Below are 23,181 nucleotides of genomic sequence, written 5' to 3' on the forward strand. Positions count from 1 at the left end.
AGGCTCACGAAGGATTGTGTTGAGCCCGCGGCTCGGGCAGATACGTCCATCCCCGACAGCGTCCGGCAGAACCAAGTCCTCCATCCGTAGATCCTGCTACAGCGATCTAGCCGCCCTGGGGCCCAGAGCCAGATTCAGCTGGTGCCAAACCGTTGATGGCCAAGCAGCAGGGCCTGCTGGAGACGTGGCCGAAGCTCCTGCGCCTACGGGTCAAAACTGCCGAGCTCAGCATTGACGACAAGTGGATGTCACCTGAGGATGCCGAGAAGAGATAACCTCCTGACTGGCATCAAGACTCGACCATGGATCAGATGCAGGCCCTCTTCGCCAGCGTGTCGAACGACGGCACCACCGACGCTGCAAGGGTTCATGCCCGCTTGAGCGAAAGCGGCATCTCTTCCGACGATTTCCGTCTACAAACCACGATCAACCGGCTGGCAGAGCTGGGTGATCGTTCCATTGATCTGGAAACCTTTGGCGCCCTGGTGGGACCCGAGCTGATGATGGTCAAACGGGCCCTGATGCGCCAGCTCATCATCCCAGACTGGGTTGATTTCTGCTGTGATATTCAGACGATCTATAACAATATCGCTGGTGACCACAGTGGCGCGAATGCCGATTACATCCCGATTTTGCGGGATGCGGATCCCGAGAAATGGGGCGTGGCGATCTGCACGGTAGATGGCCAGCGCATGGCGATCGGCGATGTCGAGATTTACCACTCGATACAGTCCGTCTCCAAACCTCTCACCTATGCCTATGCGCTCGCCCGTGAAGGAGCGGAGTACACCCATCAGTTCGTTGGGGCCGAGCCCTCGGGGCGGCCGTTCAATGCACTTGATCTGATGCCAGACATGCGCCCCTTCAATCCCTGTGTGAACGCCGGTGCAATCATGACCGCGGGGATCGTCGCGTCCGGGTGGCCAGACAAGAGTGCCCGGGACATCACCCAGGAGATCATGAACCTGTGGTCAGATCTCTGCGGAGGGCTGGGCTCGGTCCACTTCAGTGAGGAGACGATGCTATCCGAGCGGGAAACAGCACACAACAACTTTGCGATCGCCTATCTGCTGCAGGGGCGGAAGGGCTTGCCGCGGGATGTCGACCTCCACAAGATGCTTGACCTCTATCTCTCCTGTTGCAGCATCGAGATGACAGCCAAGATGCTGTCAGTGGCTGCCGCGACTCTGGCCAATGGTGGAGTGTGCCCCATTACAGGGAAAGAGGTCCTTTCCACCGATGTCGTCAAGAAAACCCTATCGGTGATGCAGGCGGCCGGGATGTACGACAACGCCGGTGTGTTCACCCTGGAGGTTGGCCTGCCTGCCAAATCCGGTGTTGCCGGCGCGGTGATGGTGGTGGTTCCCAACCTCATGGGCTTCGCGACATTTTCACCTCGACTTGACCCCTATGGCAATTCGGTGCGCGGCGTCGCGTTCTGCCGTCAGCTCGTTGATCGCTTCACCTTTCATGTCTACGATAATCTCTCAGGAGGACACACTGGGTGCAAACGCGACCCCAGAGCCTCCCAGCACCAGCGCAAGCAACGCGACCTCTCCGATCTGAGCTGGGCGGTCTCCCACGGTGATCGCTATGCGACCAAAGTGCGCGATCTCATGCTGGCCTGCATGATCGACATCACCCTGGCGGATGGGGACATCGAAGCATCCGAACTGGCGACTATGGCCGACACCTGTGCCGAGATCATGGGCGAGCGTCCTGACCCAGAAGATCTGCGGGCCACCGCCGCGGCGCGCCAGCACAGAAGCGAGGCCCTCGGCACGCAGGGCAAGACTCCTTTTGAAGAACTGGTCGCCCAACTGGGCGAAGAACGCTCCCAGCTGGATGACAACGGCCGCGAGATCATTCTCGAAGCTGCCTTCCGCGTGGCCTGTGCCGATGGCATGATCGAAGCTGAGGAAGACCTCAAATTGCGCGCGCTCGCCGAGGCGCTTGGAATCAGCACCGGGGTGCTGGAGCTGGAAATCGGCAGGTTTCAGCGCCAGGTTGCCAGCAGCCGGATGGCGGGCTCCTGAAAGCAACGATTCCAGTTTCGTGTTCTCCCAATGACCGCAACTCAGTCACCTCGTACAGCAAATTGAGAAGGCGCTGGAACAGGGCCTAACCGACAGCAGGGTCTTTGGTCCCTCACCGACGCGACAAGTCACTGAGTCTCTGATGCCCAAGGCCTACGGCTCTCTGCCAATCCCTGTGTAACGGCCCCTGCACGAACGTGTGTCGAGACAGTTCAAGGAGGAAACACCACCTGCGTGGAGGTACCTACGGCTGCTGGTGCCCTCCTGATTCTCGACTATGGGAGCGGAGCGAGGGAGCTCGGTAACACACTGATGGAAGCGAAATCCACCGCCCCACGTGGCCACATCCTGATCAGCCACCGGCACTGAGATCCTATTCAGGGAATGCTGTTCTTCGCTCCTCTGTAGGCATCAAACGGTGAGTGGGACGTGTATGGACCCAGGCCTGGGGCGCTCTCCATGCAGGAAGCTCTGACGCAGCAGAGATCACCCCCTTTCTTCCCAATCAGCCTTGACACCCTCACTTCAACGAGACGATTTCACGACCTCGTCGAAGGGGTAAACCTGATCGGTGACGTCAAGGTATCGACGCAGTTTCTGAACCATCCAGGAGCAACCCTTGGCTCTCGGATGGAGGCAGACGATAGGGTTGATGTCTACATTTGAGCCCCAGAGCTCCAGAGCCCCAGGGCAGAGGGGATTTCACCTCGTCTCAGGATTTCAGCCAGGAGGATCGTCGCCACCCACTGACACCCACTGATCCAGCATCCAGACCAGATGGGTTGGCAAACGGGAACGGCCGGCGCTCAGCCACCCGTTCCCGGCAACTTCTCCAGGCGTGCATCGCGGTGCAGCCGTCCCTGCAGCTTGAGCCAGCTCAGCGACACCGGAGCAGCCAGCACCAGGGGGATCGCCACCAGGGCTGGACGGCTGCTCGCCGCCAACACCGCAGCAGCCAGGGCCAGGGCGCCGAGCATGATCGTCTGACTGGTGGTCTGTTGCGCCAGGGCCAGACGCCGCAACAGTCGGTCGGTTTCCCCCGCCCGGATTTGCACCTGCAGGTCGCCCTGCTCGATGCGCACCAGGCTGTCCTCCAGCCGGCGCGGCAGCCCTAGGGCGCGGCTGCCCACTTCAGCGGCCTGGCGGCTCAGTTCACCGAGGAAATCGTTGGGGCCGTTCCCGCTCGCGGTCATCAGGGGGAGGAGGTAGGGACGGGCAATCGCCATCAGGCTAAAGCCGGGGTCGAGGCTGCGGCCCACCCCCTCGAAAGTGGAGAGGGCCCGCATCACGAAGATCAGCTCGGCCGGCAGGCGAAACGGCTGGCCATAGACCAGGTCGTAGAGGTCGCCGGAGAGCTTCTCGATCACGTTGGTGGAGAAGGGGGGGGTGAGCGCCTCGGTGAGCATCACCCGCACCAGGCGTCGCACTGGGCCGGGATCCACGTCCTTGGCGATCACCCCGGCTCCCTGCAGCTCGTCCACCAATCCGGCGGCATCACGGGCCGCCGCGGCCCGCACCATCCGCCCCAGCCGGCTACGCAGCCGCGGTGAGAGCTGGCCCATCATCCCGAAGTCGTAGTAGATGAGAGCGCCATCGGCGGCCACCGCCAGGTTGCCGGGGTGGGGGTCGGCGTGGAAGAAGCCGAAGCGCACCAGCTGCTGCAGATAACTGGCAGCCCCCTTCTCCGCCACCGCCGCCGGGTCGATGCCCGCCGCCACCAGGGCGTCGCGATCGGTGATCTTGATGCCGGGCAAAAAATCAAGGCAGAGCACACGGCGGGTGCTGAGTTCCCAGATCACCGACGGGATGCGGATGCCGGCATCGTCGAGAAACTGCTGACGGAAGCGGGCCGCATGTTCGGCCTCCAGACGAAAATCCAGTTCCCGCAGCAGCACCCGGCGGCATTCCTGGGCGATCGACACCCAGTCGCGGCCTTCTCCCCAGCGCGGATGGCGCTGCATCACCGCCGCCACCTGCTGCATCACCTCCAGATCGAGGCGGAACAACCGCTCCAGCCCGGGCCGCTGGATCTTGAAGACCACCTGACGGCCACTGCGCAGGCTGGCCCGGTGCACCTGGGCGAGGCTGGCGGAGCCCAGGGGCCGCTCCTCGAGATCGACGATCTCAGCGCAGCGCCCACCCAGTTCCTCCTCGAGCAGCGCCTGCACCACCGCGAAGGGGAAGGAGGGCACCTGATCCTGCAGGCGGGAGAGCTCCTCGACATAGCCGGCCGGCAGCACGTCGGGGCGGGCGGAGAGTAATTGGCCCAGCTTGATGAAGGCCGAGCCCAGGCCCAGCAGCTCCTGGGTGAGCCAATGGGCCCGCCGCTGCTGCCGGGCCTCCCGCCGCTCCTGGGTGGGGCCGCCGGGATAGGTCCAGTTCTTGCCATCCCACCAGAGACCGCCCAGCAGGCGTAGCACGGTCCACCAGATGCGCAGGGAGCGGGCGAAGCCCCGCCAGCGTTGGCGCCAGGCGCCCATCAGGCCTGGTCCTCAAGTTGGCGGGAGATCGACGCCACCCGGGCGCGCAGATCATCGATCTGATCCTGGGGAGCGGCTGCGGCCCAGGCCGTGGCACTGGCCGCAGCAGTGCCTCTGCTGGCGGCCGGGCCGCCTGCCGTGACCTCGGTTTCGAGCCGCTGGGCCTCCTGCTCCACTTCACTCCAGAACAGCTCCAACTCGCGCCTGAGCCGCTCGGGCGCCTCCTGGGCCAGCACGGCCAGGCTGGCCGCCGAATCAGCGAAGCCGCTGCCGAGGCGGGCCCCCAGCCGATTCAACGCAGCCTGCAGCAGGGATTGGGGGGCGTGCATCGAAAGGACCATCCGCTCTGGCCAAACTGTGGCAGATCAGGGCTGGCGCTCGGGAGCCGGCGGCGGTGGCGCTTCGAGTGTGGGCGGCTCAGGTTCAGGGATGGGTTCGGAGCGCGGAGCTTCCTCTGCAGCGCCGGACGCACCGCCGGACTCCGCTGAAGAGCCGCTGGTGGAGTCTCCAGCCTGGCTGCCGCTGGTCTCCTGCTGTTGCCTGGTCCTTTCGGCCGCCTCGCGCTTGGCCTTCGCCGCTGTCTCGTTCTGCTGGCGTTCCGCCTCGATCAGCTCCAGATCAGCGCGCAGCTCCTGGCGGTCGGCGCCGTAGCGCAGGCGCAGGCTCTCCAGCGAAGTGCCGGGAAACGGTTTGACATCAAACGTCTGATCCAGCTTGACCGGCCCGCCGGCCTGCAACGCCAGCAGGCGATCGGTGAGGGCGTAGCCCGAGCCGAAGGCCAGGCCCGCCACCAGGGGCAGCAGCCAGCGGGGCCAGCGCTTTGGGGGTTGGGGAGCCGCCGCCGCCTGAGGGCTGGATCGGCGGGATCGACGCCGGGCTCCGGCCTCGGACATGGGGGGCTGGTGGTGGAAGAGATCCCATCCTGCCCGCAGCCGCAAGCGTTCAGGTGGTGTAGTCAGCGTTGATGCGCACGTATTGATCCGAGAGATCGCAGCCCCAGGCCAGGCCCTCACCAGGGCCGTCGCCCACCACCAGGCGGATGGCCACGGTGTCGCCCAGGAGTGGATCTGGGTTGAGATAGGCACCGGCGGCCCGCTCGGCCATGTAGCGCGAGGCGGCCGGGCGATCGAAGACCAGGGGCTGGCCCGCCGCCATCAGCTGGTGCTCCCCCAGCCAGAGGGCCACCGCTTCGGGGTCAAAGGGCACACCGGCGCGGCCCGCTGCGGCCACGATCCGGCCCCAGTTGGGGTCGCGACCGTGGATGGCGCACTTCACCAGCGAGGAGCCGCAGATGGTACGGGCCATCGCCCGAGCGCCGGCGTCATCCGGGGCGCCCTCCACCTGCACCTCGATCAGGCAGGTGGCCCCCTCGCCATCGCGGGCGATCGCCCTGGCCAGGTGCTGCGACACCGCCGTAAGGCCGGCCTCCAGCTCCTCGAAGTGCTCGAGGTTCAGGGGTTCCCCGGCTGTAAAGGCCAGGTACGTGTCGTTGGTGCTGGTGTCGCCGTCCACCGTGATCGCATTGAAGGAGCGATCCACCGCCCGCTGCACCATCGCCTGCCAGAGCTCGGCCGGCACACCGGCATCGCAGCTGAGATAGCCCAGCATCGTGGCCATGTTCGGGTGAATCATCCCGGAGCCCTTGGCCATGCCGCCGAGGCGCACGCGGCGGCCACCCAGGTCAGCCTCAAGACCGATCTGCTTGTCGATCAGATCGGTGGTGAGGATGGCGGTGGCGGCATCGGCACCCCCCTCGGGGCTGAGGGCCGCCACCAGGGGATCAAGGCCCGCCAGCAGGATGTCCATCGGGATCGGTACGCCGATCACTCCGGTGGAGCAGATCAGCACCTCCTCGGGCGCTAGGCCGAGGAGGTCGGCGGTGGACTGGGTGGCGCGCAGGCTGTCGATCAGGCCCCGGTCACCGGTGCAGGCATTGGCCTGACCGGAGTTGGTGAGCACCGCCCGGGCCCGGCCGCCGCTGGCCGCGAGGCGCTCGGCGCAGAGATCCACGCAGGCGGCCCGTACGCGGTTGGTGGTGAAGCTGCCCGCGCAGACCGCGCCTGCCGGCGCCAGCAGCAGCGAGAGATCAGGGTTGCCGGAGGCCTTGAGGCCGGCGGTGATCCCGGCGGCCAGGAAACCAGCGGGAGCGGTGAGGCCGCCGGGGATCGGGTGCCAGGGAAGGGACACAGCGGCAGGATGACTCACACCATCCTGCCGAGCCGTCGTGGTGGAGGAGCCAACCACGCCCGAAACGCCGTCTCCGAGGGAGGTGGAGGCCCTCTGCGGCGAGCTGGCCGGGGTGCACTTCCCCTGGGACACCACCCGCTCACTTGAGCTGGCCCTGCTCAAGACCTTCTGCGTCCCCTCGATCTCCGCCCTGCTGGAGCGCACAGGTGAATTCACGCACAGACCGCGCAAGCGCTACGACGACACCGGCCTGATGGTGGCGGAGCTGTTGCGCTGGGGGCCCCGCAGCCCGGAGGGTCAGGCGGTGATCACCCGGATGAACCGGATCCATGGCGCTTATGCGATCAGCAACCGCGATTTCCTCTACGTGCTCTCCACCTTCGTGGCCGAACCGATCCGCTGGTTGGCCCGCTACGGCTGGAGGGCCCTGAGCACTCGGGAGCAGACGTGCCTCTACTTCTTCTGGCGCCAGGTGGGCGAGGCGATGGGAATTCAGGCCATCCCTGACAGCCTGGCAGCGTTGATGGCGTTCAACCACAGCTTCGAGCTTGAGGCGTTCCGGAGCGCCCCCAGCAACCGGCGGATCGCCGAGTCCACCCTGGCGATGCTTCTGGACGACTGGCCCGCTCCCCTGCGTCCGGCACTACGCGGGGTTCTGCTGGCGCTGGTGAGCCGCGACGTGTGCGGCAGCCTGGGGTGGACCAGCAGCCCCGACTGGCTGCAGCACCTGGTGCTGGGCGGCTTGCGCCTACGCAGCCGCCTGGCCCGCCGTTGGCCGCAGGGGCAGGGCGATACCCGCTTTTACTCCGAACGCCCAACCCCCAGCTATGGCGCCCGCTTCCACCTGGAGCAACTGGGGCCACCAGCCATGTTGGAGCGGCTGAATCGGCCCCGCTGGCAGGGGGGCCAGCGGCGGATCGGCCTCACCGGCGGCATCGCCAGCGGCAAGAGCAGCGTGGGCCGCTGGCTCGCCGAACGGCATGGGTTCCCGGTGCTGGACGCGGACACCTACGCCCGCGAGGCCCTGGCCTGCGGCAGCCATGGGGAGCAAGCCGTGCTGGAGCACTTCGGCGCGCGGGTGCGAGCGCCTGCGGGAAGCATCGATCGCGCCGCCCTCGGGCGGATCGTGTTCAGTGATCCAGCCGAGCGGGCCTGGCTGGAGCAGCTGGTGCATCCGCTGGTGCGGGAGCGCTTCGAAGTGGGGTTGAAGCGGTTGGCGGCCGCACCGGTGGTGGTGCTGATGATCCCCCTGCTGTTCGAGGCGGGGCTGGAGGGACTCTGCAGCGAGGTCTGGCTGGTGGACTGCGACGCCCAGCAGCAACGGGAGCGGCTGCGCCGCCGCGACGGCTTCGAAGCCGCCGAAGCCGAGGCCCGCCTTGCGGCCCAGTGGCCCATGGCCGAGAAGCGCGCCCGCTCCGATGTTCTGATCGACAACCGGGGAAGCGAGGAGGCACTGGCCGATCAGGTGGAGCAGGCTCTGCGCTCTGCTCCTTCAGCCGGCTGAGGCCCGCTCCGCCAACGCCGAGGCCCAGTCTTCGAAAGCCCTCAGGTCGGCCTCCAGCCTGCTCCAGACCTCAGGAAGCGCCTTGATCAAGGCGGTGATGGGTTCAGGGCTCAGCTCATCGGCGTAGAGGTTGCGCACCAGATGCCGGAAACGCAGATACTCCTGCAGCGACATTTGGGTGCTTTCGCGAAGCACCGCCGGACGGTGATCGGTGGCCATCGCCATCCGCTCCAGCAGCCGACGATGCCAGCTGTCCCCCTGGCGTGGCGTGCCGCCATTGAGTGTCCGGCTCACCAGCAGCAACGCCCGCTCGATGCCGGTGTAGAAGCTGTGCAGCCGCAACGCTGCCGCCTCCACGGGGTCAGGGCCTTCCCCAAGTCGAGACAGGCTGCGAACCAGAGTCGCTACCAGGTTTTCCATCCGCTGACGCTCGCGGCGCAGGTCGTCGCGGAGCTCGCGCAGATCTTCAGGCTGCATCGCCGCCGTTGCAACCCGATTCAAGGGGACCGTGGACGCTCCGATCGCCTGCCGTCAGGGCCCTGCCGTGGCGCAGCAGCCGCTGGGCGAGCTCAGGAGAAAGGTCTTCCAGCCGCTTGAGATCGACCGGCAGCGGACCAGCCGCCTCGGCCAGAGCGAGGGCCTTCAGCAACTGATCAGCGGGCAGACCCTGCACGAGCAGATCGAGATCGGAATGCTCCTTGAACCCAGAGCCCAGCAAGGACCCATGCACCCAGAGCCGGCTGAGCTGGGGCCAATGCTCATACAACGCCTGCGCGGAGCACTCAGCCTGGCTGAGGCCTGCCTGGCGCAGCTGCTCCAGCGCCTGCTGATCGGCCGCGAAGCGCTGCAGCCAGTAGGTCTCGGCATGGAGCGTCATGGGACAAGTCTGCCTTCAGCCCTTGAGCTTCGCCACCAGGATCGAGTTGGCCAGCTTGGGATCGGCGCGGCCGTCGGTCTGCTTCATCAGCTGGCCCACGAAGAAGCCCTGCAGCTTGGTCTTGCCACCCCGGAACGCCTCCACTTCGGCTGGATGGGCGGCCAGCAACGCCTCCACCACCGCGCTGATCGCGGCGGGGTCACTGATCATGCCCAGGCCGCGCTCAGCCACGATCGCCTTGGGAGAACCGCCTGTCTCCAGCAGTTCGGGCAGGATCTCCTTGGCGATCTTGCCGCTGATCGTGCCGTCATCGATCAGACCCACCAGCTCCGAGAGCTCCTCGGGTTTCAGGGGCAGCTCGGTGATCGAGAGCTTGCCCGAATTGAGATAGGCGGCGATGTCGCCCGTCACCCAGTTGGCCACTCCTTTGGGGTCACCGCCAGCGGCCACGGCGGCTTCGAAGTATTCGGCCATCGCACGCTCATCGGTGAGCACCCGGGCGTCGTAGATCGAGAGACCTAGCTGGTCGGCGTAACGGTGGCGCTTGGCCGCCGGCAGCTCGGGCAGTTCGGCGCGCCAACCCTCACGCCGCTCGGAGGTCACCTCGATCGGGCCCAGATCGGGCTCGGGAAAGTAGCGGTAGTCGCTGCTCCCTTCCTTGCTGCGCATGCTCTTGGTGTGCTGCTTGCTTTCATCCCAGAGGCGTGTTTCCTGCCGGATCAGCTCACCGGCCTCGATCGCTTTGATCTGGCGGGCGATCTCATGGTCACAGGCCTTCTGGATCGCCGAGAAGGAGTTCATATTCTTGATCTCCACCTTCACGCCGAATGGTTCATTCGGCCCGCGCCGCACCGAGATGTTCACATCGCAGCGCAGCGATCCCTCCTGCATGTTGCCGTCGCTCACGCCCAGATAGCGCATGATCCGGCGGATCTCCGAGGCGTACTCCGCCGCCTCCCGACCCGTGCGCAGATCGGGCTTGCTCACGATTTCAGCCAGGGCCACCCCGGCGCGGTTGTAATCCACCAACGAATGGGTGCTGCCGGCGAGGCGATCACTACCAGCATGAACGAGCTTGCCCGCGTCTTCTTCCATATGCAGCCGTTCGATGCCGATCGTCTTGAGGTAGGTGTCCTTGCCCTTCTCGGCCACCTCCACTTCAATCCAACCGTTCTCAGCGATCGGCTGGTCGAATTGGGAGATCTGGTAGTTCTTGGGGAGATCGGGATAGAAGTACTGCTTGCGGTCAAACTTGCTGTGCTCCGCCACCTGCAGGTTGAGGGCGAGTGCCGCCTTCACCGCATACTCCAGCACCTTTTCATTCAGCACCGGCAGGGTGCCGGGCAGCCCCAGCACCACCGGATCGATGTGGGTGTTGGGGTCGTCGCCGTAGTTGGTGGAGGCGGCCGTGAAGATCTTGCTGGCGGTGCCCAGCTGCACATGGGTTTCCAGGCCGATCACGGCCTCCCAGCACCCCTCTGCCATCGCCGCACCCATCCCTGTCTCCTGGCTTGAGCTGATCCTATGCAGCGGGCCCGTGCGGAGGGCAGCAGCTGCTGGGGCAGGACCGTCGCCACGCCTGTGGCGCTTGGATACCTTGAGGCCATGGCATCCCGTGGCATGGATGGAGTCGTGGTGGTCCTGGGGGGCGGCCTGATCGGGCTGACCATCGCCCACCAGCTGGCCCGCCGCGGCCGGAGCGTGCACGTGCTCAGCCGCAGCCGCAGCGAAGCAGCCGGATTCGTGGCGGCTGGCATGCTCGCCCCCCACGCCGAGGGGCTGGCGGGCCCCCTGCTGGAGCTGGGCCAGCGCAGCCTGGAGCGCATTCCCGCCTGGGTGGCGGAAATCGAGGCCGACAGCGGCCTTGCCTCCGGCCTCAGGCCCTGCGGCATCGTGGTGCCCTTCAGCAGCGCAGCTGAACGCGACGCCTACCCCACCGCTCACTTCGGAGAGCCCCTGGATCGCCCAGCCCTGGAGCGGCAGGTGCCAGGACTGGGGCCCAGCTGGCGCGCCGGCCTGCTGTTCAGCCAGGACGGCCAGATCGATAACCGCCGCCGGCTGATGCGCGCCCTGGAGCGGGCCTGCGTGGCTCTGGGGGTGGTCTTCGAGGAGGGCAGCGAAGTGAGTGAGCTGCTGGTGCAGGGCGGGCGACTGGAGGGGGTGCGGCGGCGGCGGATCGAGGGCAGCGAAGCGGTGCTGACCTGCGGTGAAGCCGTGCTGACCTGCGGCGCCTGGAGCGCCCAGCTGCTGCCCCAGCTGCCGGTGCGACCGATCAAAGGACAGATGCTCTCGCTGCAGGGGCCGCGCCAGGCCCTGCGGCGGGTGCTGTTCGGCCCCGGCACCTACCTGGTGCCCCGCGACGACGGGCTGCTGGTGGTGGGGGCCACCAGCGAGCCGGAGGCGGGCTTCAGCGCCGGACTGACGCCCCAGGGGCAGCGGCAGCTGCAGGATGGTCTGGCGGCGCTGCTGCCGGAAGCTGCCCACTGGCCGCCGATGGAGCGCTGGTGGGGCTTCCGGCCCGGCACGCCCGACGAAGCGCCCCTGCTGGGCCCATCACCGATCGAGGGGCTGACCCTGGCCACCGGGCACTACCGCAATGGCGTGCTGCTGGCGGCGGTCACGGCCGATCTGCTGCTGCAGGAGCCGCTGAAGCCTGAGCTGGAGAGGCTGCTGGCCGCCTTCCGCTGGGACCGCTTCGGGGCTCCTCAGTCCGACCCCTTCAGCTCGCCGTCAGTGACTGCCAGGGTGTAGATCGGAACCGCCCCCATGCCCTTCACCGGCCGCTCACCCAGGGCGCGCGTGGCGACGGTGGCGGCGGTCAGCTCCGCCGTGGTGGCATCGAACAGCACGGGCTGGGCCTCGCTGCGGGTGAGCCCCTCCAGCCGGCTGGCCAGGTTCACCTTGTCGCCGATCACGGTGAAATCGAGCCGCTCGGGGCTGCCGATCTGACCCACGATCACCTCACCACTGGCCAGGCCGATGCCGCTGTCGAACGGTTCAAGCCCCTCCTTGGCCCAGCTGGCATTGAGCTCGCGCAGGGCCTGGCGCATGGCCAGGGCGCATCGCAATGCCGCCTCGGCCTCCTGCTGGGCTCCGCGCCCCAGCGGTGATCCGAACACCGCCATCACGGCGTCGCCGATGAACTTGTCGACCGTGCCGCCGTGGGCGGTGATCACCGCCACCATCGCGCCGAGATAGCGGTTCAGCTGGCTCACGTGCCGCTCGATCTGGCCCTCGGCGCTGCGGCGCTGGGTGAGCTGGGTGAAGCCCTTGATGTCTGAGAAGAGCACCGTGACCGGCAGCAGCCGGCCGCGCAGCATGCCTTCAGCGGCCCGCGGATCGGCCAGGATCTCCGCCACCAGGCTGGGGGCCACGTAGCGCTCGAAGGTGCGCCGCAGCCGGCGCCGCTCCCGCTCCTCCCGCAGGTAGCCGTCGCCGCCGTAGAGCAGCCCCATCAGGACCAGACCGGCGCTGGGCGCCAGCAGCGGCAGCCAGAGGCCGGCCTGGCTCAGCACCAGCAGACCCGCCCCCAGCTGCAGAACCAGGGCCACCGCCACCAGAGTCAGCCGCCAGGCCAGGGCAGAGCGCCTGAGCGCCAGGCCCCCCACCAGCAGCAGCGGCGCCATCGCCAGCAGGGCCCGCAGCGGCGGATCGGCCGGCCAGGGGGCCAGGCCATCTCCCTGCAGGGAATTGGCGGTGGCGGTGGCCAGGGTCTCGAGGCCGGAGAGCGGACCGAAGGGGGAGGGGTTGCCGCTCTCCCCCTGGGACACCACAGGACCCACCAGCACGATTGCCCCGCGCACAGAGGCGCGCCGGGGGTGACGCTGCCAGCGCTCCGGGTCCAGCACCTCCCAGGCCGGCAGGCGCAGGAAGCTGCCCTCCGGTCCATAACCATGGAGGGCGCGGCGGGGATCGTCCTGGCGGCTGCGGCGCCCCGCCAGACGCAGGGCGGTGGACGAGAGGGAGGGAAAGGGCTCCACCTGGTTGGCGGGCAGCAGGCCGCGGCCGTAGGCCTCAGGGTGAAGGGCGCTCTGGCCCGGACTTGGCGGGATGGTGTTGGTCAGGCCGAGCTGGTCGGGGCCACCGATCGCCGCTACGAACCGATCGGGGCGCACCAGGGTGAGGCCGCTGCCTGTGGCGGCGTCCTGCGGTTCGAGCATCTCGGCGGCCAGGGCGATATGGCCCTTCTGGCGCTGCAGAAAGCGCTCAAAAGCGGCATCGTCACCGGGGCCGAGGCTGCTGGGACCGGCGAAGATCACATTGATCGCCACGGCGCTCGCCCCCGCCTCCCGCAACCGTGACGCCAACAACCCATAGGCGGCCCGAGGCCAGGGCAGGGTGCCGATCCCCTGGGCCCAGGGCGGGATCTGCCCACGGTTCTGGCTGACGAACCAGCCGCCCTGCTGCAGCGTGGCGTCGTCGATGGCGACCAGCACTACCGCCGCCGGCGTGGGCCGAGGCCCGCGCAGCTGCAGGAGCTGCTGCTCCAGGCCCCGCTCCCAGGGGCGCCACGGTCCCGGCGGCCAGCCGCCCAGGGCCCCGGCCAGCAGCGCCAGCAGCAGGGAGCCAACGGCCGGTGCTCCGAGCCGCCGCATCAGCCGTAATCAGATGAGATCAGCATCAGAAGAACCGTGGCAGGCCAAACGTGGGGATCGACGGTCGGGAGGGGGCCGGCAGCGAGGGGATCGAAACGCCGGGAACGGACGAACGGATGTAGCTCTCCAGGGAGCCGAAGGCCGGCAGAGGCGTGCTGAAGTCGCGGAACAGCTCGCCGCGCAGGATGCTGTCGTAGTCGCCGCTGGTGAGCTTGAGCAGAGCGATCACCACACCGGCCGGGGACAGCCTCAGCCGCTCGCCGGCCTGAACGGTGGTGGGCGGCTCGCCACTGGGCACCCCATCGCGCAGGGGCTCCACCTCCACCGACCCTTCCAGCACCGAGAGGTCACTGGCGCCGTCGTCGCCCACCTCCAGCACATAGTTGGTGCCGCGCACGCTCAGCCGGCTGGAGGCGGTGCAGCCGCTCTGCTTGCCGGAGACGAGCACCTGGCCCTTGCTGAGCAGGAAGCAGGAGCTGCCCAGCCGGATCTGGGAGAAGCGGTTGAGCCGGCCGGCCGCACCGGAATCGAAGCTGAGCTGACCGCGGCTGTTGCGGGTGCTGATCTCCTGGGGGGCACTGGCCTTCTGCTTCACCCTGGCCTGACGGGTGTCGATGTAGAGCTCGTTGCCATCGAGGATTTCACTGACCACCGCCGATTCGCCAGCCAGGGCCGGCAGGGGAGCCGCCAGGGCCTGGGCCATCACCAGGGCAACGGTCAGAGCCTGAAGCGCCAGGGCAGGGACATCAGCAGCCCGGCTGGCGCTGTGGCGGACTGATGGCTTGGGCATCACAAAAGGCGGCTGGTGGGACATCAGGGAACAACAGCATCAGGGGCTGGAGCAGGGCTGGAGCTGGTTCTTGCTCTGCGTCGAAGTCTGAGATCAGGGGTTGTTCATTCTGGACCCTTTTTCGGGTGGCTCATCAACCCCCGCAGCCCGAACACCATCAGGGGCTCGGGCCAGCCCCGCAGCGGATGGGGACCCAGCGGCTCCACCTCCAGTTCCCCGGGCAGCAGGTCGAGGAGGTCAGCGCTGATCAGGATCGGATGGTCGGGGTAAGAGCGGGTCAGGCGCTCCAGGCGGCTGGCCACGTTGACGCTGGCGCCCACCACCGTGAACTCCAGCCGCTGGGAGGCCCCGAGGTTGCCGGCGATCACCTCCCCCACATGTAGGCCGATGCCATGGCGCAACGGCGCCCGTCCCGCCGCCACAAGCTCAACGTTGAGCCGCTCCAGTCCCCGCTGCATCTCCAGGGCCGCCCGGACCGCCGCACGGGCCTCCTCGCGCTCGCCGCGGCTGCGGGGCACACCGAACTCCGCCATGACCGCGTCGCCGATGAACTTGTCGAGCAGTCCCTGTTCCGCCAGCACCGCCGAAGCCATCTCCTCGAAATAGCGGTTGAGCAGGGCGAAAAGCTCGTCGGGGGCGAGGCTGGCGCTCAGGCTGGTGAACCCCACCAGATCGCTGAACAGCACCACGCAGCGGGCGCGGCTGCCGACCGACTGGGTCCAGATCGGCCCGGGGTTGCGCAGGATGTCGCGCAGCAGGGTGGGGGACACGCGGCGGGCCAGCACCTGGTGCAGATAGGCCCGCTCCCGGCTCTCCCCCAGGGCCTGGCCCACGGCCCGCCCGCCGCCGCCCACCAGCGCCGCCAGCAGCAGGGCGGAGAGGGGCAGCCGCAGCAGGGCGCCGAGCCAGAGCCCCCAGCCAGCCAGCAGCGTCAGCACCATCAGGATCAGGATCAGCAGCAGGCTGCGGCCAGCCGTGGCGCCCCGGCCCAGCCACCAGGCCGCAGCGATCCCCCAGAGCAGCAGCAGCAGGGTCTCGCCCCACCCCGGCAGGCGCCGGAGGCCATTGCCCTGCATCGCATTGGCCAGGGCCACCCCCTGGACCTCAGTGCCGCTCTGGGGACCGAATGGGGTCTCCTGAAGGTCACCCAGGCTCGGGGCCGTGGCACCGATCAGCACGGTGCGGCCGCTCCAGAACCCAGCTGGGGTGTCGAGAAGGCCCCAGGCCGGCACCTGGCGCAGGCTGCCGGCGGGGCCGAGATAATTCAGGCCCATCTCAGCGGCCGGCACCGGCTTGCCGGCCGCCAGGAAGGCCATGGGTCGGGGCCGGGGCGATGGGAAACCAGCCAGGTTGGTGTCGAGCCAGTCCTGACCCGGCACGGCCTCCGCCGCCCCCTGGGGAGATTGCAGCAGCGTGGTGAGCCCCGGGGCACCCAGGGACGGGAATGGCAACAGCAGCCGCACGACCTCCAGGCCCTGACGGTCGCGCAGGCCATAGCGGGCGGCAAGGTGGACCCGCTCACGCCAGGGGGCCAAGGTGGCGAGGAAGGCCTGGTCGTCTGCGGGGCCGAAGCGGCTGGGCTGGCTGAATTCGATGTTGAACAGCACCCGTGCCGCCCCCCGCTCCAGCACGGTGGCGGCCAGCCGGGCCTGCAGGGCCCGCGGCCAGGGCCACGGGCCCATCTCGCGCCAGATCGGCGAGTTCTGCCGCTCGCTGGGGCTGAGCAGCTCCCCCAGCTCGAGGGATTCGGCATCAATCGCCAGGATCACCGGGTCGGCAGGGGCCTTGCGAGCGCCGCGCTGCTGGAAGAACGCGATCTGAATCTGGCCATCGAGCACGTTCAGCCCCTGCCCCAATGCCGTGGCGGGCAGCCGGTCGAGGCCGGCCAGCAAGGGGAGCGCCAGCCCGAGCCACCACAGCCGCCGCCAACGGCTGGCTGCCGGCGCCATCAAGGGGTCAGGCCAAGTTCACGCTCGATCACCGACAGCGTCTCCATCGGGGCCTCAAAACCGTTGAGCAGGATGCTGCGGTGCCGGCGCTGGCGCATCTCCTCGGGGCTGAGGCGGCGTGGGCCAACCCAGCCGTCCGGGGTGGCGCGCAGCACCTCTCCGCTGGAGAGGGTGTAAACGGTCCCGTCGCTGGTGGTCACCTCTACCGAGCCCTCCCAGCTGAGGAAGAGCACCCCATCGGGCTGGTCTTCGATGAACACCGTGGTGCCCTGGATCGAGGCGGTGCCCACCCGGGTGCGGATCTTCAGCGGCTGGCGGCGCACAGCACCGGGATTGATCCAGGCGATGATCTGGCCGCCAGTGAGATTCAGGCCGGCCCCATCGAGCTGGAGCAGGGCGTTGCCACCGAGGCGAAACGACTGACCATCGGCCAGCAGCACCTGCAACCGTCCGGGCTTCTGCGTGCGCAGCTGCGAGAGCGGGGCGATCACCTGGCCGGCACGGGCCTGGCGCTCAACGGTTCCCGGGGGTCGGATGAAGGCTGGCCGGGTCGGCACATCCAGCACCCGGGGGACCTGTCGCTCAGCAGCGGCCGGTGTGAGTCCAAGGCCGAAGACTGAGATCGCAGCGATGCCGAGCAAGGCCAGCAGTGGTCTGCTCGGCATCGATCGCGCTGGGGGATCCGTAGCGGTAGGGATCGGGGCCATGCCATGCCATGCCGTGTCAGTGACATGCTCCCCACGATGGTGACTCAGGGCTCCACGCGCCACACCTGGTCGGCGGGGGTCCACTCGCTCAGCTCGGAGGGCTCGAACCAGAGGCCGATCTCGAAGACGGCGGTTTCGGGCGCATCGGAGCCATGGATCACGTTGCGGCCGATGTTCACTGCCAGGTCGCCGCGGATCGTGCCGGGCTCGGCCTCCAGGGGCTTGGTGGCGCCGATCAGCTTGCGGGCACTGGCGATCACCCCCTCCCCTTCCCAGACCATCGCCACCACCGGGCCGCTGGTGATGAAGTCGACGAGGCCGGCAAAGAAGGGGCGCTCGCTGTGGACGCCGTAATGGCTCTGGGCCAGCTCACGGCTGGGCACCAGCTGCTTGAGACCCACCAGCTTGAAACCCTTGCGCTCGAAGCGGCCGAGAATCTCTCCCACCAGCCCCCGCTGCACCCCGTCGGGCTTGATGGCGAGGAAAGTGCGTTCAACGGCCATGGACGGGACGACAGCAGATGAGGCCCATCGTCTGCGCTGGGCCTGCCGCTTGGCAAGCCACGGCGGAAACCCTCCCTAGATTCCCTGCTGTCACCTCGCTTCGGGATTCCACCGCTTCGCCATGGTTCTCGCCGATCCCACGGCCCTGGGCGCCGACCCGGCCCGAGGCACAAAGGCCCCTGAGCCGGCAGGCGATGGCTGGAGCGTGGCCGACAGCAGCCGGCTCTACAGCCTCGACAGCTGGGGTGATCCCTATTTCACGGTCAATGCCCGCGGCCACGTGATGGTGCAGCCCCGGGGAGAGCGGGGTGGCTGCCTGGATCTGGTGGAGCTGGTGCAGGGCCTCCAGGGGCGCGACCTCAGCCTGCCGCTGCTGATCCGCTTCGACGACATCCTCGAAGACCGGCTGGAGCGGCTCCATGCCGCCTTCGAGCGGGCGATCGCCCAGTACGGCTACGCCGGCCGCTACCAGGGCGTCTTTCCGGTGAAATGCAACCAGCAGCGCCACGTGGTCGAGCAGCTGGTGGAGAGCGGCCGTCAGTGGCATTTCGGCCTGGAGGCCGGCAGCAAGGCCGAGCTGCTGATCGCCCTCTCCCTGGTGGACGACCCCGAAGCCCTGCTGATCTGCAACGGCTACAAGGACCAGCGCTACATCGAAACGGCGATCCTGGCCCGCCGGCTGGGCCGGCAGCCGGTGGTGGTGATCGAGCAACCCGACGAGGTGGGGCGGATCATCAGCGCCAGCCGCGAGCTTGGGGCCGCCCCCTTGATCGGCGTACGCGCCAAACTCTCTAGCCGCAGCACCGGGCGATGGGGCAGCTCGGTAGGGGAGCGCGCCAAGTTTGGCCTCTCAGTGCCGGATCTGCTCGCCACGGTGGAGGCCCTGCGCCAGGCCGATCTGCTCAGCGAGCTGCGCCTGCTCCACTTCCACGTGGGCAGCCAGATCAACGACATCGCCGTGCTCAAGGACGCCCTGCAGGAGGCGGGCCAGATCTATGTGCAGCTGGCGGGGCTTGGGGCGCCGATGGGCTATCTCGATGTGGGCGGTGGCCTCGGCATCGACTACGACGGCAGCCGTACCGCCACCGCCGCCTCCACCAACTACTCCCTGCAGAACTACGCCAACGACGTGGTGGCCACCGTGCGGGAGTGCTGCGAACCCCGCTCTGTGCCGCTGCCCACCCTGGTGAGCGAGAGCGGCCGCGCCATTGCCAGTCATTTCAGCGTGCTCATTTTCGATGTCCTCGGCACCGGCGGGGTGCAGGGGGAGGAGCCGCCGGCGCTGGGGGAGGAACCGCTGATCGTGCGCAACCTGCGCGACACGCTGGCGACGATCCAGGCCACCGCCCTCAATGCCCCCGGCCAGGTCGATCACCTTCAGGAGGGCTGGAACGATGCCATCAAGTTCAAGCAGGATGCCCTCTCCGCCTTCCGGCTGGGCTATCTCAGCCTGCCTGAGCGGGGAGCGGCCGAGCAGCTCTACTGGGCCTGCTGCCAGGCCATCGCCGCCCAGCTGCAGAGCTGGAGCGCCCCCACCCCCATCCCCGACGACCTCAAGGCGCTGCAGGCCGCGCTGGCGGGCACTTACTACGCCAACCTCTCGATCTTTCGTTCCGCTCCCGACACCTGGGCGATCGACCAGCTCTTCCCGGTGATGCCCATCCACCGGCTGGATGAGCGCCCCAGCCGTCTGGGCAGCTTTGCTGATCTCACCTGCGATTCCGACGGCAAGCTGGCCCGCTTCATCGGCCCCGGCCAGGCCAAGCCCCTGCTGGAGCTGCATGAGCTGCGCGAGGGGGAGCCCTACTGGATCGGCCTGTTCCTCGGCGGCGCCTACCAAGAGGTGATGGGCAACCTGCACAACCTCTTCGGTAGCACCAATGCGGTCCATATCCGTCTGGGGGCCAACGGCCGCTACCGGGTCGATCATGTGGTGCGCGGCGACAGCAACGCGGAGGTGCTCAAAGCGATGGAACACGACCCCGAGGCCCTGCTCGAGCGCCTGCGGGTGGCCAGCGAGGCCGCCATTCACCGCGGCACGCTCACGGTGCCCGATGCCGGCCGGCTGATGGCCCATCTGCAGAACAGCCTGCGCCAGAGCACGTACCTGCAAGCCTGAGAGGAACACAGCATGTGGGGGGATGAGCCGCAGCTCAAGGTGGTGAGGGAGCGGATGAAACTGCTGCTGGAGATCCACCACCACGAGCTGGCACCCGTGCTCCGCCAGGCCGCCGTGGGCGAGCTGGTGATGCGACAGGGGGAACCGGCCGACAGCCTGATGCTGCTCACCAGGGGCAAGGTGGCGATCCAGATCCGGCTGATCGAAGCTGAACCCCACACCCTCGCCGTGATCGAAGCCGAGGAATTACTTGGAGAGATGGGGCTGTTCGGTTCAGGTCAGCACTCCGCCGATGTGCGGGTGGTGGAGGGACCCGCCGAGCTGGTGGAGGTGAGTGGCGACAACTTCCTCAAGACCCTGCTCTTCGATATCGACTTGGCCATGGAGATGCTGGCTCTGGTGAGCCAGCGCTGCATGCGCAGCAATGAGGTGATCGGTCTGCTGCTGGATGGCATCGCCGCCAGCGAGCGGGGCGACAGCGATCAACTGGACCGGCTGAAGACGGAGATCAAGCCGCTCAACTACTGCCTGAGCAAGGCGATGGACCGGTTACAGCTGATGGCCCGAGGCCGCTACAGCCAGCCAACCGGATCCGCTGGCTGAGTCCTGCTCAACGCGGAAAGCTCTGCAGCAGACCGCCGGAGCCCACTGGAGCCAAGGTGACAAGAATCAGCACCCAGATCATTTTGCAGACCATGTGCAGCAGTTGATCCACCCCCATCCCATAGCGGTGGCGACACTTGCCGTAATCGATCAGGGCGTGGAGACCCCATTCCGCCAGACCGAGCCAGACCACACCGGTGAGCCAGGTGACCACAAAGGCATGGATGCCGGAGTGGGCCAGCAACCACCAGGGCCAGGGGAGGGTTTGATCTTTGCCCGGACACTTCTCCACCGCCATGCGGTCACTCTGGAGGCCAAAATCGGCAACGAAGTGGCCCATGGCCAGGAGGGCAAAGAGCCCGAAGCCGGAGATGACCTGGGCGCCGTCTGAAGGCATCACTGGGATTAGAGATACCATCAGCTTGCCCCCTCACGGGCGGGGGCTGCTGGGTGCATGGTCACGGATTGGCCCTGGAGGAACCTTCATCGGGCACAGAAGCGCACCTGCATGTCGAGTCGATCCATCGGGGGAGGCAACTCACCTGCCTCGAAGGGCGGGGGAGCGGAATCCGCCATCATCCCCTTAGCCAGCATCGGCCGGAATCCGCCGTCGATCTGCACCTCCAGGGGGGTTGGCATGCCTAGACCGATGGCCTCGGCCAGCTGTCTGGCCTGAAGCAGGGCATCCTGATACGCCAGCCGCAGCAACTGGCGGCGTACGGCGGCATCTCCGGCTTGATCGGCCCTGGGTGACACCGGATTGAGGCGGACACCGGGCAGCGCCCCCACCTCCCGCACCAGAGCCTGCAGCTGGGCCGGGGCCAGCTCACCGCTCACCTGCAGATTGGCCTCCACAGCCGCCGGGCGCTTCGGGCTCGCTGGCCGCTCCCAGCTGGACGGTGAACTCACCGCCAGCTCCATCACCTGCAGGCGCTGCAGAGCCTGGCGCACCACGGCCAGGCGCCGCTGCAGCTCTCCCAAGGCCCCATCCGCCGTGGCCGCCTCCGCCGAGAGCGCCAGGGACACCTTGAGCACGTCGATCGTGCGCTTCTTCTCGGCACTGCCCCTGGCTTCGAGCAGGGTGCCATCACAACGCAACTGCACCTGCTGGGCCCTCACCGGCGGGGTCAACTGGAGCAGGAGCAAGGCCAGGGGCCATGCCCCTGTGAAGCGACCAGGGCGAACCATGGGCTAACGGTGGCAAAGAACGAAGGTGAAGGCAGAGCGAGCGGCCAGGCCTGGAAAGGCTTCCAGAAAGCGAAACCGCTGCGGCCATCCCACCTATCCTGCTGTGTGGGCTCCCCCGGCCATGCCCGGATGCTCTGCGTCCCATTGACCGCTGAACTTCAGGATGCCGTTGCTGGAGGTATGGGTCACAGCCATCGTCACGGTGGTTCTGCTGGTGCCCCTGCAGCTCCTGATCCTGCGACTGCGGCTGCCGAAGCTGCCGATTCAGCTGGCCAGCCTGGCGATCCTGAGCTCGGCGGTGGTGCGCACCCTGCCGCTGATCCTCCTGCCCGCTGACTACCGGGCCTGGATCTCCACCATCGACGAGTTGATGTTCAGCTACCTGGGCATCCGCATGGCTCTCTGGGGGTTTCTCGAACTTCCAGCAGCCCTGCGTCTGAGGAAAGAACCTGCCCAGATTCTGCTGCAGTTGTTGATGCTGGGTGGAGGCATCGTGGCCACGGTGATCGTGGTGCAGGAGCAGGCCCGCTTCAATCTGGTCAGCCTGGTCACCACCTCAGCCGTGCTCACCGCCATGCTGGGCCTGGCCGCCCAGGAGCCCCTCAAGGACCTCTTTGCGGGCCTGGAACTCCAGTTCGATAATGTCTTTTCCGTGGGTGATTTCCTCGATCTGGGAGATGGCACCATGGGTGTGGTGGTGTCGATCAACTGGCGAGACACCTGCCTGAAGGATGTCACCGGTGCACTGGTGGTGGTGCCCAACACCAAGGTCACCGAAGTGGTGGTGCGCAACTACGTGGCCTTTGGTGCCATGGGCAACCGCTTCAACCTCGGCCTCGATTACAGCCTGCCCCCCTCCCAGGCCCGGCAACTGCTGCTGGAGGTGCTCAGCAAACATCCCCGCGTGCTGGAGAACCCCCCTCCGGCCGTGCGGGTGCAGGCCTTCGCCGACAGTGCCATCACCTACGACATCATCGCCTTCCAGCCACCGGGGAACCTCGGTGACATGCTCGACCTGCGCAGTGAACTGCTGGAGCAGATCTGGTTCAGCCTGGAGCGCACCGGCCAGTGCGTCCCCTATCCGGTGCGTGAACTCCGAGAGAAACGGACCGTCCTTGATGCGGGGCATCCTGACCAGCGCGGCCTTGACCAACGGCGCGCCCTGCTCAGCCGCAACTCGCTCTTCGGTGACCTCAGCGAGGAGGAAATGCACCAGCTGGCCAGGACCACCCGCTGTCTGCGCTTTGCGCCAGGGGAAGTGGTGGTGCGCGAGGGCAACCGAGGTGATTCCCTTTTCCAGGTTGTTCAGGGAATGGTCGAGGTGCTCAAGGACCAGGAGGATGCGGAACCGTTCCAGGTGACCTGCCTGAAACCCGGCGATGTCTTCGGTGAGATGTCAATGCTCGCCGACAGCCAGCGCAGCGCCACCGTCCGGGCACTGGAGGAATGCCAGCTTCTGGAGGTCTCACGCACCAGCCTGGGTCCCTTGCTGATTCAGAACCCGCCGCTGATGGACCGAATGGCCCACCTGGTGAGCCAACGCCGCGGCGAGCTGGAGGGGATGGAGAGGGACAAGGTGAAGCAGCATGAGAATCAGCTGCTCAAGCGCATGAAGCAGCTGTTCGAGACTCTGACTCTGTGAT

Annotated in this window: 20 protein-coding genes; 6 read left to right on the forward strand and 14 right to left on the reverse strand. The window is 67.4% G+C overall.

All coding sequences use genetic code 11. The annotated features are described in order from the left end of the window. The first annotated feature begins 302 nt into the window (after positions 1–302). On the forward strand, positions 303–2,036 hold the full coding sequence (gene glsA / locus KBY67_RS05835) for a glutaminase A (protein WP_255109719.1): 1,734 nt from the start codon (positions 303–305) through the stop codon (positions 2,034–2,036). An 806-nt stretch (positions 2,037–2,842) separates the two neighbouring features. On the opposite strand, the gene KBY67_RS05840 is transcribed toward glsA, so the two are convergent. The 4 genes from KBY67_RS05840 to argJ are packed head-to-tail and all read right to left on the reverse strand — an operon-like array spanning position 2,843 to position 6,703. Then, a complete protein-coding gene (locus KBY67_RS05840) occupies positions 2,843–4,516 on the reverse strand; it encodes an AarF/ABC1/UbiB kinase family protein (RefSeq protein ID WP_255109722.1) in 1,674 nt (557 codons plus the stop codon). Next, the gene (locus tag KBY67_RS05845) at positions 4,516–4,845 is read right to left on the reverse strand and encodes a hypothetical protein (RefSeq protein ID WP_255109724.1); all 330 of its coding nucleotides are present in this window, start codon (positions 4,843–4,845) and stop codon (positions 4,516–4,518) included. Before KBY67_RS05845 ends, KBY67_RS05840 begins: the two co-directional genes overlap by 1 nt. Positions 4,846–4,881: 36 nt before the next feature. Continuing rightward, positions 4,882–5,409 carry a hypothetical protein gene (locus tag KBY67_RS05850; protein ID WP_255109727.1) on the reverse strand — a complete coding sequence of 176 codons (528 nt, stop codon included), beginning with the start codon at positions 5,407–5,409 and terminating at the stop codon, positions 4,882–4,884. A 49-nt stretch (positions 5,410–5,458) separates the two neighbouring features. Further along, positions 5,459–6,703, reverse strand: coding sequence for a bifunctional glutamate N-acetyltransferase/amino-acid acetyltransferase ArgJ (gene argJ / locus KBY67_RS05855; protein ID WP_255109730.1), 1,245 nt, complete (start codon positions 6,701–6,703; stop codon positions 5,459–5,461). A gap of 37 nt (positions 6,704–6,740) precedes the next feature. On the opposite strand from argJ, the gene coaE reads away from it, so the two are divergent. Then, positions 6,741–8,207, forward strand: a complete 1,467-nt coding sequence (gene coaE, locus KBY67_RS14755; protein ID WP_315855555.1) for a dephospho-CoA kinase — start codon at positions 6,741–6,743, stop codon at positions 8,205–8,207. Here coaE and KBY67_RS05870 read toward each other — a convergent pair. From KBY67_RS05870 to gatB, 3 genes are read right to left on the reverse strand one after another with little or no spacing between them, the layout of a single operon-like run. Beyond that, a complete protein-coding gene (locus KBY67_RS05870) occupies positions 8,196–8,708 on the reverse strand; it encodes a hypothetical protein (protein ID WP_255109732.1) in 513 nt (170 codons plus the stop codon). The genes coaE and KBY67_RS05870 overlap by 12 nt on opposite strands. After that, a complete protein-coding gene (locus tag KBY67_RS05875; RefSeq protein WP_255109734.1) occupies positions 8,674–9,084 on the reverse strand; it encodes a nucleotidyltransferase domain-containing protein in 411 nt (136 codons plus the stop codon). Before KBY67_RS05875 ends, KBY67_RS05870 begins: the two co-directional genes overlap by 35 nt. 15 nt (positions 9,085–9,099) lie before the next feature. Continuing rightward, entirely contained in the window at positions 9,100–10,581 is a 1,482-nt protein-coding gene (gatB, locus tag KBY67_RS05880) for an Asp-tRNA(Asn)/Glu-tRNA(Gln) amidotransferase subunit GatB (protein ID WP_315855556.1), read from the reverse strand. Between the two features lie 108 nt (positions 10,582–10,689). Between gatB and thiO the strand changes: the two genes are divergently transcribed. Further along, the gene (gene thiO, locus KBY67_RS05885; RefSeq protein WP_255109739.1) at positions 10,690–11,835 is read left to right on the forward strand and encodes a glycine oxidase ThiO; all 1,146 of its coding nucleotides are present in this window, start codon (positions 10,690–10,692) and stop codon (positions 11,833–11,835) included. Here the strand turns inward: thiO and KBY67_RS05890 are convergent. The 5 genes from KBY67_RS05890 to ndk all read right to left on the reverse strand — a co-directional run bounded on the left by KBY67_RS05890 (position 11,790) and on the right by ndk (position 17,628). Then, positions 11,790–13,679 carry an adenylate/guanylate cyclase domain-containing protein gene (locus tag KBY67_RS05890; protein ID WP_255109742.1) on the reverse strand — a complete coding sequence of 630 codons (1,890 nt, stop codon included), beginning with the start codon at positions 13,677–13,679 and terminating at the stop codon, positions 11,790–11,792. The genes thiO and KBY67_RS05890 overlap by 46 nt on opposite strands. 25 nt (positions 13,680–13,704) lie before the next feature. Next, positions 13,705–14,469: a FecR domain-containing protein gene (locus tag KBY67_RS05895; protein ID WP_255109744.1), complete on the reverse strand. Its 765-nt coding sequence runs from the start codon at positions 14,467–14,469 to the stop codon at positions 13,705–13,707. 104 nt (positions 14,470–14,573) lie between these two features. Next, entirely contained in the window at positions 14,574–16,418 is a 1,845-nt protein-coding gene (locus tag KBY67_RS05900) for an adenylate/guanylate cyclase domain-containing protein (protein ID WP_255109746.1), read from the reverse strand. Next, positions 16,418–17,083: a FecR family protein gene (locus KBY67_RS05905; RefSeq protein ID WP_255109748.1), complete on the reverse strand. Its 666-nt coding sequence runs from the start codon at positions 17,081–17,083 to the stop codon at positions 16,418–16,420. Before KBY67_RS05905 ends, KBY67_RS05900 begins: the two co-directional genes overlap by 1 nt. A gap of 86 nt (positions 17,084–17,169) precedes the next feature. Beyond that, positions 17,170–17,628 (reverse strand): nucleoside-diphosphate kinase, encoded by a 459-nt coding sequence (gene ndk / locus KBY67_RS05910; RefSeq protein ID WP_255109750.1) that lies wholly within the window; start codon positions 17,626–17,628, stop codon positions 17,170–17,172. 121 nt (positions 17,629–17,749) lie between these two features. Here ndk and speA point away from each other — a divergent pair, with 121 nt between their 5' ends. Together speA and KBY67_RS05920 are read left to right on the forward strand one after the other, a co-directional pair. Next, a complete protein-coding gene (speA, locus tag KBY67_RS05915) occupies positions 17,750–19,747 on the forward strand; it encodes a biosynthetic arginine decarboxylase (protein ID WP_255109753.1) in 1,998 nt (665 codons plus the stop codon). A gap of 12 nt (positions 19,748–19,759) precedes the next feature. Then, on the forward strand, positions 19,760–20,350 hold the full coding sequence (locus KBY67_RS05920) for a cyclic nucleotide-binding domain-containing protein (protein WP_255109755.1): 591 nt from the start codon (positions 19,760–19,762) through the stop codon (positions 20,348–20,350). 7 nt (positions 20,351–20,357) lie between these two features. On the opposite strand, the gene KBY67_RS05925 is transcribed toward KBY67_RS05920, so the two are convergent. Together KBY67_RS05925 and KBY67_RS05930 are read right to left on the reverse strand one after the other, a co-directional pair. Further along, positions 20,358–20,747, reverse strand: coding sequence for a DUF3307 domain-containing protein (locus tag KBY67_RS05925; RefSeq protein WP_255109757.1), 390 nt, complete (start codon positions 20,745–20,747; stop codon positions 20,358–20,360). Between the two features lie 86 nt (positions 20,748–20,833). Further along, on the reverse strand, positions 20,834–21,481 hold the full coding sequence (locus KBY67_RS05930; RefSeq protein WP_255109759.1) for an SIMPL domain-containing protein: 648 nt from the start codon (positions 21,479–21,481) through the stop codon (positions 20,834–20,836). A gap of 220 nt (positions 21,482–21,701) precedes the next feature. Between KBY67_RS05930 and KBY67_RS05935 the strand changes: the two genes are divergently transcribed. Then, complete coding sequence (locus KBY67_RS05935) at positions 21,702–23,180, forward strand: mechanosensitive ion channel family protein (protein WP_255109762.1); 1,479 nt, start codon at positions 21,702–21,704, stop codon at positions 23,178–23,180. Position 23,181 lies beyond the last annotated feature (1 nt).

It is taken from the genome of Synechococcus sp. RedBA-s (assembly GCF_024345495.1).
GTDB lineage: Bacteria > Cyanobacteriota > Cyanobacteriia > PCC-6307 > Cyanobiaceae > Regnicoccus_A.